The organism is Pseudoalteromonas luteoviolacea (assembly GCF_001750165.1).
GTDB lineage: Bacteria > Pseudomonadota > Gammaproteobacteria > Enterobacterales > Alteromonadaceae > Pseudoalteromonas > Pseudoalteromonas luteoviolacea_G.
On record NZ_CP015412.1, the window covers coordinates 89,777 to 107,554 of the forward strand.

General features: G+C 39.6%; 13 protein-coding genes and 1 riboswitch. Of the genes, 8 read left to right on the forward strand and 5 right to left on the reverse strand.

The window, feature by feature from the left end:
* The first annotated feature begins 272 nt into the window (after positions 1-272).
* On the forward strand, positions 273-548 hold the full coding sequence (locus S4054249_RS26390; protein ID WP_145925108.1) for a hypothetical protein: 276 nt from the start codon (positions 273-275) through the stop codon (positions 546-548).
* Between the two features lie 145 nt (positions 549-693).
* Entirely contained in the window at positions 694-1,143 is a 450-nt protein-coding gene (locus S4054249_RS21165) for a demethoxyubiquinone hydroxylase family protein (protein ID WP_230851953.1), read from the forward strand.
* 74 nt (positions 1,144-1,217) lie between these two features.
* Here the strand turns inward: S4054249_RS21165 and S4054249_RS21170 are convergent, their stop codons facing one another.
* Genes S4054249_RS21170 through S4054249_RS26210 form a run of 3 tightly spaced genes read right to left on the reverse strand, consistent with a single transcriptional unit; the run spans position 1,218 to position 7,453 of the window.
* On the reverse strand, positions 1,218-2,444 hold the full coding sequence (locus S4054249_RS21170; RefSeq protein WP_052961182.1) for a DUF1552 domain-containing protein: 1,227 nt from the start codon (positions 2,442-2,444) through the stop codon (positions 1,218-1,220).
* A 29-nt stretch (positions 2,445-2,473) separates the two neighbouring features.
* On the reverse strand, positions 2,474-5,644 hold the full coding sequence (locus S4054249_RS21175) for a DUF1592 domain-containing protein (RefSeq protein WP_046358513.1): 3,171 nt from the start codon (positions 5,642-5,644) through the stop codon (positions 2,474-2,476).
* A 12-nt stretch (positions 5,645-5,656) separates the two neighbouring features.
* A complete protein-coding gene (locus S4054249_RS26210; protein ID WP_052961181.1) occupies positions 5,657-7,453 on the reverse strand; it encodes a cellulose binding domain-containing protein in 1,797 nt (598 codons plus the stop codon).
* A 229-nt stretch (positions 7,454-7,682) separates the two neighbouring features.
* Positions 7,683-7,765, reverse strand: a riboswitch (cyclic di-GMP riboswitch).
* 570 nt (positions 7,766-8,335) lie between these two features.
* Between S4054249_RS26210 and S4054249_RS21185 the strand changes: the two genes are divergently transcribed.
* The 6 genes from S4054249_RS21185 (at position 8,336) to S4054249_RS21210 (ending at position 16,628) form a co-directional block, all read left to right on the forward strand.
* Entirely contained in the window at positions 8,336-9,292 is a 957-nt protein-coding gene (locus tag S4054249_RS21185) for a nucleoside hydrolase (RefSeq protein WP_046358512.1), read from the forward strand.
* A gap of 375 nt (positions 9,293-9,667) precedes the next feature.
* Positions 9,668-10,510: a hypothetical protein gene (locus S4054249_RS21190; protein ID WP_046358511.1), complete on the forward strand. Its 843-nt coding sequence runs from the start codon at positions 9,668-9,670 to the stop codon at positions 10,508-10,510.
* A 505-nt stretch (positions 10,511-11,015) separates the two neighbouring features.
* Positions 11,016-11,789 (forward strand): alpha/beta fold hydrolase, encoded by a 774-nt coding sequence (locus tag S4054249_RS21195; RefSeq protein WP_046358510.1) that lies wholly within the window; start codon positions 11,016-11,018, stop codon positions 11,787-11,789.
* Positions 11,790-11,989: 200 nt separating this feature from the next.
* A complete protein-coding gene (locus S4054249_RS21200) occupies positions 11,990-12,781 on the forward strand; it encodes an alpha/beta hydrolase (protein WP_187301409.1) in 792 nt (263 codons plus the stop codon).
* Between the two features lie 112 nt (positions 12,782-12,893).
* Positions 12,894-13,430, forward strand: a complete 537-nt coding sequence (locus S4054249_RS21205) for a GNAT family N-acetyltransferase (protein WP_046358508.1) — start codon at positions 12,894-12,896, stop codon at positions 13,428-13,430.
* Between the two features lie 2,397 nt (positions 13,431-15,827).
* Positions 15,828-16,628, forward strand: coding sequence for an alpha/beta hydrolase (locus tag S4054249_RS21210; RefSeq protein ID WP_230851928.1), 801 nt, complete (start codon positions 15,828-15,830; stop codon positions 16,626-16,628).
* 416 nt (positions 16,629-17,044) lie between these two features.
* Here the strand turns inward: S4054249_RS21210 and S4054249_RS21215 are convergent, their stop codons facing one another.
* Together S4054249_RS21215 and S4054249_RS21220 are read right to left on the reverse strand one after the other, a co-directional pair.
* The gene (locus tag S4054249_RS21215) at positions 17,045-17,254 is read right to left on the reverse strand and encodes a helix-turn-helix domain-containing protein (protein ID WP_046357376.1); all 210 of its coding nucleotides are present in this window, start codon (positions 17,252-17,254) and stop codon (positions 17,045-17,047) included.
* Between the two features lie 2 nt (positions 17,255-17,256).
* Entirely contained in the window at positions 17,257-17,772 is a 516-nt protein-coding gene (locus S4054249_RS21220) for a DUF2975 domain-containing protein (protein WP_046357377.1), read from the reverse strand.
* Positions 17,773-17,778: the final 6 nt, after the last annotated feature.

Here is a 17,778-nt window from a genome sequence, read left to right on the forward strand (position 1 = left end):
TACTTTAATGGAACACAGCATATCTTTCAAATTTCCTATGAGTCAGAAGCCGCTCGCTTAACCATTTGTGATTCACAATTAAATGAATTTCTTGATATTTGTAGAGGTAAAAAGTTATATAAAAAAGGGCAAGTTTTTGAATTAAAAGCGCAAGGGAAGCACGAACTGAATGTTGATGTAGTTCCTTATTTCTACTCTGGTGGCATACTTGTTAGCGAGAGGCTATATCTTGCTTTGTATGAACCGTTATGTGGTTCAGGGCAATGGATTGAATGTATATACTTAAAAAAAAGTATTTTTATTTTGACACTTCAGTTGTTATCGACGCGATTGATTACGAAGCAAGTGGTTGTAATTATTTAGATGGCTATATGGTTTCAATATATCCCATTGTGTTCAAGCCTATAAACTTTGACTCAATATTTCTTTTTAAAGTACCAAGAAAGCCAGATGGGAAACCAATTTGGCTATTTGCAACAGAGTCGCTTAAAAAACTGTTAGAGTCACTCAGTATCAAAGGCATTAAATTTGAAGACCCCAAAATATAAAAAGTCGTTTATCGGTTATAACTTTGCTTAACTAACCAACCCTTTTTTCGAGTGTTATAAGTTCATAGAGATAGCTGATATATCAATAAAAGAAGTTGAAAGAATAATCCGAGTTGATCATGCTGGTGAGCGTGGTGCTATTTGCATATATAAATCACAAAGGTTTATCGCCCGCTTTTTTTATAAAGACATGGTTGTGCAGCTTGATGAAATGCTAGAGCATGAAAAAGAACATTTCGACACCTTCAATTACTGGCTTGTGTCTAATCAAGTTAGACACTGTCATGCACTTTGGCTTTGGTCACTAGGTGGATATGTTTTAGGCTTTATTACCGCACTTTTAGGACGTAAAGCGATTTGGGTATGTACAGAAGCTGTAGAGTCAACAGTTCTGCACCATCTCGAGTGGCAGTTAAACTTTCTGGCTCAGCATGACTTAAATGCGCATAAAGCGGTCTTAAGTATTAAAGCTGACGAGGAGCAGCATCATGATTTGGGTTCACTGAATGGTTCCTCTGCCATGATATATTTCCCAATTAAATTCATTGTTAAATATTCAACAAAATTTGCGATTTGGCTATCTACCAAGTTGTAGGTCGATATTGTAATGCCAGTGCCTATAAAGTAATGAAAGCCCCTAATTAAAGGGGCTTATGAGGCATTTTTCTCCTACACAATAATCCCTGGGATTTCCTTACCAAACCCAAGGTCGACACCACAGGCTTTAGCAGCCGTGTGCAGCACATCATGTTGGTTATAACCTGAGCCCATGTTACTGACTACGCCGCGATTAATACGTGCGCCGCCACCGGCAATGAGGTAAGAGCAAGGATTTGCAGAATGCTTATCTGCATGTCCCATGTCCGATGTCTCTAGTACGACGGTGCTATCTAGTATACCTGCTGCTTTTAGCTTTTGGATCAAATACGCGCTTAAGCTACCTAAGTGGCTTCGCATCTCAGTGTAATAAGGGTAGTTTGGTTGGCCGTTGCTCCCGCCGTGAATTGCATTGTGATAGTGCCCTTGGAAATTCAACTCAGGTATACGGAACTCTGCTTGGTGATTACCAAAGGCCAATGATACAGAGCTAGTTAGGTTGCATTGTAAGGCCGCTACGGCAATGTCTGCTTGCAAACGAGCTTGTTGGCTGAAGGTATCAAAGGTCAGAGGAAACTCCGTATTATCCGGCGCGATACCGCAAGACACACCGCCGTAGAGATCGTCTAAGCGGCGCTGAGTGTCTGAAATCGCATCAAGGTGGTCATTCATCCTTTGCACTTCATAACCTGCTAATCGGTTTTTAATTGCATTGGCTGCTGACATGTGCGCATTCATGATAGGTGTTTTGCTATTGCTGCCCTGTGCACTGCCAAACACCATTTTAAATACGGTGAATGGATTTTCTTGGAACGGCAAGTGATTGCGATTGTCTTTGGTTAATTGTCCTTGACCATTGCTGTGCACACCCAAATTGAGGTAGCGAAATGGTAAGTTAGGGCCAAGTGCATTACCCATAGTTACGTCATAGCTGTCGCTGCCCCAATTTTGAGCCAGCAAGATTGGCATACGACCGTGGCCCGCGTTGGAATGTGACATATTGACCATAAAGTTACATTCGGTTTTAACCGGTTCATACCCTGCGGACATCACGCCTAGCTGCATGCTTTCACCGCTACCTGTTGGGTTCCAAAGCGAAGATATGGACCCTCCAGGTATATAGATCGACACGGTTTTATTTGGCAGCCCAGCGCTTTGCGCATCTGCATCTCTGGCATATAACAGGCCCGATACTAATGGCGAAGTGCGGATCAGGGCTGTAGAAATCCCCGAGGCCATAAACACTTTTAATAGCCTACGGCGCGACATCATCATGTTATTTAAATGTTCGTCTTTCATTTTATTAACCTTCTGTATTGTGACCCGCACTATTCATTTCTGGACCAAGCTTTACGATAACGGACAGATTTTAATGAACCAAACTTCTCTAACATGGCTCTTGGGCTGTTTTGCATCATGGCATCTGTCAAGGTGTCTATTTCGCACATATAACCGACTTTTTCTGTTTCAGATAGGCGTCTACCTTCTTCGTTGGTTGGATCGAGTGAGTCATGACCAACACCCATGACGTAGCGGAACATTTGCTGTGGTAAACAGCTTTGAGCGGAGGATAGATCCGCGATCACAGTACCTAATTGTTTAGCGCCATTGAAGGGAATGGATTCACTGACTTCTGCGTATTTTTCAGGAGCGAATAGGGTACCTGTAGCATCTATGGTATTGCCATTGTTGTCCGCACTTCTGATTTTGCCCACTGCGTCAAAGTCTTCCATGCCGAATCCCATCGGGTTGATATACTTTTCGTGACAAGCCGAACAAGGTTGGCCTTCAGTTAAGCTGTGATACTTAAGCTTGTTAGTGGTTGCTGGGTCTTGCAGCATATCAGACAGTTCAGCCAGTCTTTGTTCTCTGGCTTCAAAGGTGCCAGCTGGTGGATCGGGTTGATCTTGGCACAACATACGGCGGCGAACGCGCACTGAGCGCAAAATCGGGTGTGATTCAGCAACCTCAGCCCAACGCGCCATAAATGCGCCATTGGCCAATATACCACCGCGGTCAGTCGTATCGACTTTTTGTAACTCTTCGCCAGTGACTCCTGCAATATTGTAGTGCTCGGCAAGTAACTGATTGACGAACGTGAAGTTTGCAGTATACAGCGAGCTGAAACGCTCATCAGGTTGGGTCATGATGTACGAGAAGGTTTCGTTTATTTCTGCCTTCATGGCGGGGACCAGTTGTGCAAAACCCGGGTAGATGTTTTGATCTTTGGTTGCCACCTCTAAATTACCTGTGCCAAGCCAACTGCCAACAAAGTCACCAAGTACAGACTTTGAGCTCTCTGCAAGTCTATTTGCGTGCACGAAGATATTGGCTTCATCACGCAGCTCATCACGAGCTGCTGCTTGCCAGAGTTGCTGATCAGGTGTTGAGCCAGTGAATGTGTATGACAAAAAGGTGGCCATTTCCCACGAGGTCAACTCGAAAGCATCCGCATCTAGCTCTGCGTTGTCAGGATTTGGTTCACCTAATTCATGGCGATAAATAAACTGCGGTGAAGACAGTAGCCCCTCTAAAGCGAGCGTCATGCCCGCTTCAATATCTCCATTGTTGAAAAAGCCAGTGGCTATCAATTTGTAGTTTTGCGACTCATCTTGTGTTAATGGACGGCGGAAAATTTGCGGTGCAAGTTCATCCACTAAGCGATTTGCACAGTCTTCGTTCACTGCATCGCATTTTAGAGCAGGTGAAAAGTCATTCTCAGCGGCCCATTGTGAAAGCTCTTCAGCCACCAACAAGTAATTACTGTAGTTAGAAGGCTGTACGCTGGCGTGGGTATTGTTGATGAAAAAGCCAATTTGAGAATCAGGCGATAGTCCGTCCGAAACTTTAAAATTCACACCTAGCAAGTCTTCGACCGTATTTTGGTACTCAGTTTGCGTTAAGATCTTCAACTGTCTTGCCCCATATGCCACAGGTGCAACCCCGATATCACAGGTCAAAGGGGCGGGCCAAAGTGTTTGCAAATATGCCGCGATATCTGTTGCACATTGCTCATCACACGCACTTGGTGTGCCATACGGCATGGTGGTGACAATGGTGTCAATCATGGTTTGTATGTCTCGCTCAGTATCAAGCGCAGGGAATGATCCTAAGCCGCCCGCTTCTGAACCATGACAACCAGCACACCCTGTTTGGTATAGTTGCATACCTCTGGCAATCGGATCTGTTTGGGTAACGACAATTCGTTCAATATTACTTGGCTCTGAGGGAACTGAATTATTGAGCGCAATGATTTTATAATCAAATTCGCCTGACTCAGGTAACCCAGACTCATAGAAGCTCGAGTTTGATGCAAGCTCAGCGGCAGTTTGCCAACGACCATCTAAACTTTTAAAGCGAACCAGATAGTCGGTTTCGTTATTGCTGTTATCACGCCAGTTCAATTGCGCTTTGGCATCGATTGACAGCACACTTGCACTGAGCTCTGTCGGGGCCGCGGGTTTGTCGGCCATTGCAACCGGTTCAAAACTGTCTTGCTCAGTAGATAAATAAGTAAGGTTAAAGTAGACAGGTACAGATTCACCAATACTTGAGAGATTGGCGACTACGCGTAAAGCTTCTATACCATAATCCATTTCAAAGCTTTTACTGTCGATGATCATGGGTGAAAGTGAGCTGACATTTACTTTACCGGTAGCAAGTTTGACAACCAACACATCAAGTGTCATCTGATGATTAACACCGTGTAAGCTTATTTCACCAGTCACATTTTGAATAACCGGTTGGCCAATTTCCATATCGCTCAAAAGCGCATTGTCTATTTGTGTACTGAAATAAGCAACGGGCATTAAATCCGTTTCAAAAAGTAAGTCTAAAATTCGACTGTTTCTGATATCAACACCAGTGGAAATGGTACTCAGATCGATTGCGAGTTTAACTTGGCCGTCTGCATCGATACTGCCAGACAGGGCGGGGGTATCATTATTTTGTGCAACAAACTGATTTAACTCAGCAACGTGATCTTTTTTTACTGATACATAACTCAGTAAAGACATGGTGCTATCGAGTTGCCATAAACCCGTTTCAGTTACATCATCCGGTGGCGTAGTGGGCTCTGAATTTGTGCAAATATCACCACTTAAAGTCATGGTGACATCACCAGTTAAGCCATTTTTATTGGCGACAAAGCCTAAACCAAATGACTGATTGGCGTGTATGGTATGGCTTTTTGACGAAATGGTACAGCCTGTATCATGGCAGTTGAAATTGCCGTTCCAGCTGTTTTGCAGTGAAATACCTTGATCCCATGTAAGCTCGATGGACCAATCATTAATGTTATGGTCTGACTGATTTTCAATGACGATCTCGGTTTTAAAGCCATTGTTCCAATTGTCTGGAATTGTGAAAGAGCACTGTGCAGCGTGAACAAAAGAGGCACTGGTTAGTAGGCTTAAACAGGCAGCGAACTTAGCGATTTTAGGCGTGCACGGCCAATTATCAGTCAAGGTAAAAAAGCGTGTTAAATTATTGCGTTTCATCTTCTCTCCCTCCTATTGCTGCGCTTCAAAAACAAGGTTAAAACTCACGGGCACTGCGTAACTGATCACCGATAAGTTTGCCAATGTTCTGAGTGTTTCAATGCCAGATTCTAAGCCAAAGTCTGTGGCGGTTAGCACAATTGGCGTTAGGCTTTGCACCATAATTTTATTGTTTGCAAGACGTTGAACAACAACATCCGCGTTTACTTCTTTTATAACGCCAGTGAGGTTGAGTGTGGCTGAGATGGATTGCTTTTCCGTGCTACCAATGGGAAGTGCAACGAGTGCGGCATAGTCGATCGCAAGCAAGGCTTCGGCGGTTGGGAATGATTCTGTATCAAATAAAAACTCTTTCATTCTGCCATCTCGGGTGGCATTAGCGGTATTTACACTGCTGAGATCAATAGCCAGTCTTGCTACCCCTTCTGGTGTAATGCTGCCGCTGATGTTGTTAAACGTATGTGATTCTACGAGGTGCTGTTTTTTGGTCGACACGAAGTAAAGGTGAGAGCTTTGAGGGTCTAACACAAATGGTGCACTGATGGGGGGCGCTTCTGGTACTGAAACCTGAATCGTGATTGGGTCACTGATTGTGCTTATAACGCCGTCGTTGACCGTTAATGTGACGGTAAATGTGCCTGCTTCTTCATAAATATAAGCAGGGTTTGGTTCGCTTGAAGTCTGTCCGTTGCCAAAATCCCAGTTAAATGTGAGCGTATCACCGTCTAAATCAGAAGATTCATCACCATTAAAGTTAATCGTTAGTGGGTAGTCACCAGATGTGATAGAGGCTGATGCAATCGCCGAGGGTGCGTGATTAATGCCACCGTCTAACGAACATAAACCGCCAAGGGAAGGCGTTGTTGGTGCGTCATTTTCTTGTGCTTTTTGTGCATTGAAACCAAAATCTAAACTCTGGCCCGGGTTTATGGTGCGATTGTAATTTTCATTGATGATTTCATAAGGGTTATTGCCACTGTGCCTAGCATGCCATACGCCCGTCAATTTGGTGTTGTCGGCGAATGCCATGAGTACTTTCCAGTCAGAGATGGCAATCTCTTCAGTGTTGGTAATGGTGACTTTGCCACGAAACCCAGAGATCCACTCTTGTTCAACTTCAAAAGCACATTGTGCAGATTCAGGTTGAGCTTCACTAATGGTAACTTGTATTGGGGCTGCTGGATAATCATTCGTTCCATCATTGATGGTCAACAAAACAGAGTAGGCCCCAGCTTGCTCAAAAATATGCTGCGGATTTATGTCATTGGAGCTATGTCCATCGCCAAAATCCCAGCGATAACTGACATTATCTGACGGTAAATTTGCCGTTTCGCTGGTAAAGTTGATAGTTGTGGGTGCTGTGCCTTGGTTTTCGGACGCTGATGCCACAACCTTGACGCCATCATTTTGTGCGCTGCCCTCGCAAATACCAAATAATCTTGGTGCATTAGCGACTTGTCCATTACTCTTTTGGACGTTAAAACCAAACGCTTTGGATGAGCCCGGCTGAATAGTGCTATTCCAGTTGAGGTTGCTAAATTGATATGGGCCATTGCCACTCAATTGGGCGCGCCATGCATTATTAATTGATTCGCCTTGGTTAAACTCTAACCCAACTTCCCAGCCGTTTATAACCGAGTTAGTATTGTTATACACGGTGACTTCAGCTGTATAACCACTTTGCCATTCATTTTTCACATTGAATTCGCATTGTGCGGCTGAGCCGTGTATCGAGTGCCCCAAAACCATCAAACAGAGGCCAGTTTTTAAAAAACTGAGCTGCTTGCTATTGTATCTGTGTTGTCTCATGAAAATTCCCCGAAACATTGCCAATTGACATGTTATTCCCTGCTGTTCTTCGCTAAATAGTCGAACGACCAGAGCTCACAGGCGGTAATAACAAACGCAATAATCAGGTATAAGGTAATACCAAAGGTTGGAGTTATGGCATGACATGCCAACGGCGTGAATACCGATAGATCACACAATGCGCATACAAAAAACCGTATGCACATTTTGAGCAATATAAACGTTGGCATTCAGCAACCCCGCTATCTTAGTTTTCACCTTAGACCGGAAGCTTTGCGTCCCTTTTTTTCAAAAGGTTTGCTATTTTAAGCCTGTTAAAGGAACTTAGCTTAAAATCGCCACAACCGCAAAGCGCCAACTGCAACTTTCACAGTATTTGCACATTTCAATTTAAGATGCTTTGTAAAGTCATACAAAAGCCTCAGGTTTTATCTAATAAGTTTTTATAAATTAGTGTCTTGCACTAAAGTAGTATTTTGAGTGCACAATTTGAAATGAGGGGGAACTGCGTATGGATAAAAAGCCTATAGGTACATTCAGAAATGATTCTAAGGTGAGGCTAAGCCATTTATAAGCCACAGTTAGCTTTTGAGATGCTCTTTCATCGTTAACACAAAATGTTCATCAAGTACCACATTTTTAGATCACATTAAATCTCAAGCTCAATTCTGAGAGTATGGCTATATCTTTAAAATCTAGCTGAGATAGTTAATTAAATATGGATCTCAGGAGTGCTTACTGCAGTTGGGTTATCAACACTCTACAGGTAATCGGGGCCAACGAGATTTATTTTCTGGTGTAAACTCGGTTAATTGTTAGTTAAATGCTTACCTGTATTGTATTATGTTTTATTTGTATCGTTCCAAAATTATAGGGAGTGAAATGAAAAAAATAATATTTGATACAGATCCTGGTATTGACGACGCGATGGCATTGCTTTTCGCTCATGCGTGTAAAGATATTGAAGTAGTTGGTATTACCACTACTTTTGGCAATGCAAGCATAGAGAACACAACGCACAATGCGCTTTATTTAAAACAAAAGTTTGGTATGTCTGCTGAGGTTGCTAAAGGGGTTAACATACCGCTAGATCAAGTGAAAACAGAGCCCGCCACCCTCGTACATGGTGAGAATGGGCTGGGAAATATTGAAATACCCAAAGTTATAAACACGCAGATATCACCGCTTATTGCACATGACTACCTTATCGAAACAATTAAAAATCAGCCAGGAGAAATCACGTTAGTTGCAGTGGGTAGACTCACAAATTTAGCTCTGGCAATTCAAAAGTCGCCTGAAATCTGTGGGTTGGTGAAAGAGGTCATTATCATGGGAGGTGCCTTTGGGCACAACGGTCACACAGGCAACCTGACACCATTTGCTGAAGCAAATGTATATGGAGATCCTTTGGCTGCTGATATTGTTATCAATGCGGATTGGCCAGTCACCATGATTGGGTTAGATGTTACACAGCAAACTTTTATGTCAAATGCGTATTTAGAGATAATGCGGACTAGCAGTGTAAAGTATGGTCAATTTATCTATGACATTACACGGTTTTACGCAAATTTCTACAATGATGACCTTGGTTTAGATGGGTTTTATGTACATGACTCTTCGGCAATTATGTACTTGGTTGCACCGGAAATATTTACAACTACGCAAGGGCGTATAAGAGTCATAACTGATGGGCCTGCAAAAGGTCACACTTTGTTTAAAAGTTCAGACCGAGTTTTTCCAATTGATGAGTGGGCTACTAGACCAAAACAAACAATAGCAATTAATGTTGAGCCTCAAGCATTTAATCAACGATATTTCGATACTATTTGTAGCACTTAAGCCTGCTGGTCAGGCATTTAAGAAATAGAGCTGATTACTTCTTTACGATTCATTAAAACTCGTTCTAATTAAGAGCGTTAATGGTAATTAGATTAGATTTAAAAGAGTGCAGGGTGTTAAATTTTTTTTGGCACCCTTAAATAGGAGCTGCTTAGTGAGTTGTAAATTATATAATAAAACGTAAAGAATGTGGTTTGAAAATCTATTTTGCGTAGTTTTTATTAAGTACTAAGAGGTTGGTTTTTATTTGAAAAGGTATTTCTGGATTTTATTTTATTCTTTCAGTGATTTTTTATTTGACATGATATTTTTAATATATATAATCCGTCCCCAGCATAGAGGGGCTATGCTTTTATATATTAAAAAGGACGACACATGCTTAATAAAGCAATTTTCACTTCTGCATTCATTTTTTCTGTTTCAGCTCAAGCTTCAATTTCTACATATAATTTAACTCCTGTTGTTAAATCACCTTTTCCATTAAGCTATTCTGAATCTGATAAAAGTGGTCTGGATGATGCGAATAAAAAACTTGGTTATTTATCTGAGTTTTCTAAAGCATATGTAGATATTTCTAAACATTTTAATTCTGTTGAATCGGTATGTTTTGAAGTGGATACTGCGTATTCGGGTGCAGGCTCTACACCAGGTATGGCCGGTGTATCAATGTATAAATACTTTGTATACAGTGAAACATTCAGAGGTGATAACCGCGCAAGCACAAGCTCAGGTAGCTTAGCAAGGCCTACTTTCTCTCAGTGTTTCAATGAAAGTGAAGGGTTTGCTAAAAGCTTCATTAGAGAGGGAAAAATCGCATTTACACCATTTACAACTGACCCACGTGTAACCATCAGTGATGTACGGATTCAAGTAAGCGGTGTTTCAAAAATCAAAGGTGATTTGATTACTTTGAATGCTCAATTAAATGCGTTGGGAACACACACAGGTGAAGTTTTGACTCATGCAGTTGAGCCAAATATAACCTACTCAGTAAGTATTATTGAAAATAATATGACTTATAATGATAAAGGTGATAAATATCGCTCTGTCGGTTTAAGTTATGTGAATAATCAAGGTCAAAAGGAAATTAGATCTGTTAATGATTATTCATCTGAATATATCGAAACTCAAGGTGAGATCGAATTATTTTTGATTGGCAATGATGCAACTAGTAAAGGTGATGTTTCTATTAATATTAAGAAAGTTAATATTGATTAAAGTGAATTTTTATAGCGTTACTTAGTCTAGAGCTATAAATTTTTATCAATAAAGCTGCCTCTATTTAACTTGGGTTATTTTAGGTGGCTTTTTTAATTTATGTCTTTATATAATTTTCTTGATGTGTATTATATTTTAATTTCTTTATATTTGTATCTGTTTGCAGTGAGCACTTAGCATGATTTGGGGCTAAGGGACATTTTTTGCAGCTAAGTGTGACTTTGATCTACCTCAATTTTCTCAGTTTTAAGTGTATACCTATACAAAGATGGTTCTCTTTTTTAAGCAGTATTACGTTATAGTATTAATGAGCTATTATCATGTAATGAGGTGTTAAATTTTCATGCTTTTTCTTATTTTTTCTGAAAGTTAGAGGTAAAATAGTATACTGAATATTAATTCTCAAAATATCTAGTAAGGAATTATTGTCAGTTATTACTGAGCTCCAAAGTAAAGTCAAAAGGATCTATCAAAAGGCACTCAGCTGAAGGTGTAGGGGAAATGAATGAGCACCAGTGGTTATATCAAAATCGATGATGCATCTATTTACTATCAAATGTCAGGTAACTTAAAAGGTAAGCCACTGGTGTTGTTGCACGGGGGGCTGGGCTCGATGGAAGACCTGACGCCAGTACATAAATATCTCGATGATGAATACTGCTTAATTTGTATTGATTTTAGAGGTCATGGTAAATCAACCTTGGGTAGTACCAAGCTGAGTTATGAGCAATATCAAAATGATGTGCTATCCATATTATCTTTTTTGGGAATATCACAATTTTCATTGTTTGGGTTTAGCGATGGAGGTATTGTAGCCTATCGAATTGCAGCTCAATCTCCTGAAAAAGTAAGCTGCCTTATAACGCTTGGATCTCAGTGGCGTTTAGAACCTGAGGACCCTTCAATACCGGTTTTAAAAGGCTTAACAGCAGAGTTTTGGTTGGAGAAGTTTGCAGATGATGTAGCTTATTATCAATTATCAAATCCAACACCACACTTTCATAAATTGGTTGATGCAGTAAAAACGGTTTGGCTAGATACAAGTGAGTCTGGTTACCCAAATAACGCGGTAGTTCAGATCCAATGCCCCACACTTATCATGCGTGGAGATCATGATTTCTTATTCTCGTTAGATGAGGCCGTTGCTTTACAGAGAAAAGTGGCGGGCGCTGATTTTGCAAATGTTCCATTTACAGAGCATGCTGCTCATCAAGAGTCACCTGAACTTGTGGGAAGAATACTGCAACAGTTCATGTTAAAAATACGATGTGATCTCTAGCTATATCTTATCCTATTATAATTGAGAGTATTATTTCCGAAAAATAATATAGATTTTTGGGCAAGCTTCTCGTTATACCTCCAATTTAATATCAAGCATAAGGTGTGGTTTTGATAAGATCTAGAAGAGCGTTAATAAGTTTAATAATTGTACTGATTTTTATATTGTCAACTTCGTATCTCTACTGTCGTTACAAAGAAATGTATACTTCTGAATTTATTGACCATAACTTTTACTCGCACGTGTTAGGTGAAGGAAGAAAGGTTTTTATTCGACTTCCAAAAAATTATGATAGTACGCTGTCCTATCCACTTATCATTAAGTCTGACGGAAATTTTAATTTAAGCCGCTGGGATGAGTCAATTTCACAACTTGCTCAAGAAGCCAAAGCCGAAGACTCGATAATAGCCGCGATCCCCAATTTATTTTGGCCAGATACCAGAAATAGAGACCTTGTTCCTCCATATGCCAGAAAAGAGGTCGCAATTGATGCGCGACCGCCAGAAGACAACGCACCAGAAATATTTGGCAGAGCTGATTTATTCCTAGAATTTATTGAAACAGAAGTTATTCCATTCATCGAACAGCGCTATAAAGTTAATGACAATAGAGTGCTGACCGGGTTTTCTGCAGGGGGCAGTTTTGTTTTGTATTCAATGGTGACCAAGCCTAGTTTATTTTCTGGTTATTTTGCTTTTAGCCCAGCTGCATGGTACGACAATTCTGTGGTTGTCACTGAATTTGAAAAAGGACTTCACAACGTTTCAGGGGATCCAAAATTTTTATATTTGAGCATAGGCGGTGCTGAAAATGAAATTATCACCGGTTCGTTTAATCAGTTACTCAAAGCAATACAAACACATGGACCAAAAAACTTAGTGTCTGAGCATAATTATAATGACGGTGCTGGCCATGAAGAAAACCCATATATTTCTGTGCCACTAGCGTTGGAGTCATATTATCAATACAGGAAAGAAAACATTCAGCAATAGTTGTTAAAAAGCGAGCCGTTGTTTCAAATGTGGAGTCAAAATAGGATTATAGTTTTACCACAACTTTATGTTTTTAAGTAAATTAAGTTTGAGAGAGGGGAAAGGTAGGGATATGCTGCAAACAAGAATAAATACAGATCGTTTAACATTAAAAGTAATGACTGAAAAGGATGCTGCTGGCTTATTTAATATTTTCTCAGATCCAAAAGTAATGAAGTACTGGAATACGGATGCTTGGAGCTCGATTGAGCAAGCGCTTCTTTTTATATCCTCCAGCGCTGATAACATGGAAACTGAGTCAGCACTGACTCTAGGCGTATACTCAAAAGAGAATGAGTTGTTGTTAGGCAAGGTCATGTTGTTTAACTATGATAAGGAGTCAAGGCGTGCTGAGTTGGGGTTTGGTATTAGTAGTGACTTTTGGGGGAAAGGCATTGTGTTTGAGGCCGCTTCAGCTGTGATTGATTTTGCTTTTAGTGACTTACGAATACGTCGCCTTGAAGCCGAAATAGATCCCGATAATATTGCCTCGGCTAGAGCTCTAGAACGATTAGGCTTTGAAAAAGAAGGTTTGTTAAGGGAGCGCTGGGAAATCAACGGTATAATTTCTGATTCGGCTTTGTACGGACTGCTGGCCCAAAAAACATAGCGCATAATCCGGTCTTAAAAAGTCTCATGTTGGCGATTTAAAGTTCGGCCTAACTCGCAATAAATGGGTTGATTAAAGCTAGTTTACGCTTTATTACTCATTGTAAGCGTAACGACAAAAATACTGGAATTGGGAGTTTAGTGCCAATTCCAGCATCATTTCAACTTGGTAAGACTTCTAACACACTAGAGACTTTCCTCTGAACTTTTGCAATAGAACAGCGCTTTAGTGTAAGACCAGACAAGTTTCGTATAAATATCAGCGTTACTTATCGCCTAATTGAGGAGGCTCTTGACCACCACCTAAACCGCCGGTCCCACCAACTATTAATTTAGCTTGCTGCTGTGTTAACTCTTTCTGTGTTTTATTGTTCATATACTTATTCCTTTAATAAACCTTGATTTTTATAAATGTAATCTTAGCTACTCTTTTGATAAAAAGTAGTAATATTATTTTCTAGATCTAATAGAGATTAACTGTCGCCAAATTGAGGAGGCTCTTGGCCACCGCCATTTCCGCCAACTATTGACTTAGCTTGTTGCGGTGTTAATTCTTTTAGTGTTTTATTGTTCATATACTTATTCCTTTAATAAACTTTGATTTTTATAAATTTAATCCTAGCTACTCTTTTGATAAAAAGTAGTAATATTATTTTCTAGATCTAATAGAGATTAACTGTCGCCAAATTGAGGAGGCTCTTGGCCACCGCCATTTCCGCCAACTATTGACTTAGCTTGTTGCGGTGTTAATTCTTTTAGTGTTTTATTGTTCATATACTTATTCCTTTAATAAACTTTGATTTTTATAAATTTAATCCTAGCTACTCTTTTGATAAAAAGTAGTAATATTATTTTCTAGATCTAATAGATATTAACTGTCGCCAAATTGAGGAGGCTCTTGGCCACCGCCATTTCCGCCAACTATTGACTTAGCTTGTTGCGGTGTTAATTCTTTTAGTGTTTTATTGTTCATATACTTATTCCTTTAATAAAATTTGATTTTTATAAATTTAATCCTAGCTACACTTTTGATAAAAAATAGTAATATTATTTTCTAGAATTAATGGAGATTAACTGTCGCCAAATTGAGGTGGCTCTTGGCCACCGCCATTTCCGCCAACTATTGACTTAGCTTGTTGCTGTGTTAATTCTTTAAGTTTTTCATTTTTATTTTTCATAAATAAAATCCTATTTAAATGATGTATCAGTAATAAAGGTTGTCCCTTTATCGATAGATATGGTGAATTGAATATTTCAATTTGACCATGATTTTATGTAGAGTTAACTAACTGTCACCAAACTGAGGGGGCTCTAGACCACCACCGTTTCCACCAGTGCCGCCAACTATTGACTTTGCCTGCTGTTGTGTTAACTCTTTAATTTTTTCTCTTTTAACTTTCATAAATGATCTACTCTAACTTTGGGTTAATTGGTCTTAATCAATCTTTGTAAAGCCACCTTACTGCCGATGGCGAATTAAAAATTACACCCAAGTGATTTGTTAATCAATGAAGTTGTATTAATAAATTAATTTAATTTTTATTTTGTGTGAGATAATAAATTTATTAATTATCTGAATTGAAAGTGAATATAATTTTTTATTTCGAATATTGCGTAAATTGGTATGGAAGTGAGGGGTTATTCATGGTTAGGTGATTTATCACTAGGTTATAGAGCTGGGTAACCTAATAAAACCTGGTAGTATCTGCACAGTTTCTAAAAACCACGAACTGTCAATTATCGAGTATTGAGGTTCGAAAGCAAGTTAGGATTGATAATGGTTCAGTTGAACATTTTGAAGCTCAGGGCGAGCTTGGCGTATTGTTGAGGCTGGTTATTCACTTTTTCAAGTGCATCATTCTAGTCATTATCTGTCTATTTTAACCGGTTTTTGGCGAGGTGGCTTCTCGATACGCAGTCTTTCATATTGCATTTATTACGTTCTGAATAATGGTGCGTTATGACGCACCTTAGACTTGGAGCTTCGCTCTTATATTCTTTCTATCACTGTATTACTTTTCATTATTTAACTGAGGTAGTCATTAATTCGTAAGGAGTAAATAGGCTAAAATAATGTGTGCTTTACATGAAGTCTCTTTTAATTTTAAAACAGTAAAATGTGCTATCACCTAAGTAACCCTGCTTGTATAGGGCACAAAAGACTTACTCATCTGTCGCAGGTTTAGGTTATGCTGATGTATGATCACTCTGAGAAAACGTAATTTGATAGACATTGATGAGCTGTTCGTTCATTATATTTTGTGATGAATATAGTAATTTAATAGCTTATGCCTCTTGTGTAATAAAATTTGTATAAAAGTATTGAGTTAAGGTCTAATATCAGCTGGTTTTAATAAAATTAGCTTCACTAATAATAGCGATAAAGGAGTTTTATATTTTGAAAATTATTATCTCGGCACTGCTTATTCTTATCTCAACTACTGTTGATGCATCTAGCTTTAAAGCCCTAGAGTTACCTAAATCGCAATTTTTAACTGAGCTCCCAACTATTACTATTGCACTCCCTTCATCTTACGCAGCTGACACAACAAAGGCATACCCAGTATTGTACCTACTTGATGGTGAACTTAATGGTGAGTTAGTTGAAGGTATGCTAACTAGGTTGAATCTATCTAACGGAGCGAATGAACACATTATTGTAGGTATTACGAGTCGTGATCGTCTTAGGGATTTCGCTCCAACCATCAATAAAGATCCCAGAGGGCCTGTGGGAGCAGGTGGGGGCGGTGATAAATTCTTAGACTTTATTGAAAAGGAGCTCATTCCACAGGTTAATAAGACTTATCGTACAAACCGCTTTAATGTTGTAGCAGGTCACTCAATTGCTGGTTTATTAGTTATTCACAGTTTTCAATCTAGACCACAGCTTTTCCAAGGCCATTTAGCCTTTAGCCCTGCCGTATGGTGGGGGGCAAGAGAAACAGCTAAAGCAACACAGAAGTACATTACTTCTAAGCAACCTATTAAAAATTACTTGTATATGAACATCGGTAGTGAAGGTGGAGAAATGCGCGAAGTATATGACTCACTCTCACAAACAATACAGAGGAATCGCAATCTTGATTTAGAGCTTAGGCTAAATGAGTTTAATGATGATCCTCATGATTTTACTATGGCTGCAGGTCTATTTAATGCGCTGTCTGGGTTATATCAATATCAGCAACAGCATGGTATGTAGAGTACTAGCGTTATTTTAGGTACAGAATTACGTAATTGGTGCTTAATTGAGGGTGGCTTGTTGTAAGTTTTTTTATAAAAATACTTGAGGAGCCGTTCTGACATTTATGAATGATGAGTTCGTAAAATGAGCACATAAGAAGACGATTAGCCTAAGAGAGTGCGTAACAAACTTGCCCTTCTTATCCTTTGAGCTTGCTGTTTGTTGCGCTTCAAAGAGTACATGATTGTGAGTGTATGGTAAACATACCCTTTAAATTGCTCATAGCGCTTTAGCGCCAATCGCCATGTGAGACTTTGTACATGTTCATAACAAGCATGTTCTGACTCTCATATCATTTTGATATGTTATTACGGCCAAATTATCATTATGTCCCTGAGTGCATTACAAACCCATGATATTGTCAATTCGCTAGGCTAATCTTCATTTTTGAAAGCCAAAATGTCCCCTGGTTGACACTCTAAGTAATTACAAATTTGTGCTAGGGTTTCGAAACGTACGCCCTTTACCTTGCCCCTTTTAAGCAGAGATAAGTTCGCTTCTGTAATACCGATTGCTTTCGCGAGCTCTTTAGATGACACTTTTCGCATAGCCATTACAACATCAAGGTTAACGATGATCTCCATAGCTAGATAAACTCCTTGTTTTCATCTTCGATCTCTTTTGCTGCTTTTAGCAAGTAGGCAACAATTGCCAGCAAACCCAGTGTGATCAGCTCATCAAAGTCGATGGTTAAGACCACTTCAGCATCACCAAAAATCGCCTTATGCCAAAACCCTACACCTAATGTCAGTGCGATGTAGTAAACAGTCGATGCAATCTTAAGGAAGATAAAGTTGATGAAACAGCGAAAGCACTGATGAGAGAAAAACATCCCTTTTTCAAATAATGACAACAGCTTACAAACCCAATAAATGGCAGCGACGACAAACAGCAGTATGGGTGCGCTTGCTAAAAGTAGCACCCACTGGTTTACCTGATCAGACGTCCATAAGATAGTGAAGAGTGCGTTATCAAAATAATTAATTTGGTTGTTGATCACGAGTTGGTAAATATTGAACACAATAACCAGTGCCGTTATGGCGATGACAACCAAGCGGATCGTTCCGCTCTTTCTTTGAATTTTTTCTATTGTTTGTGACATGAGTAA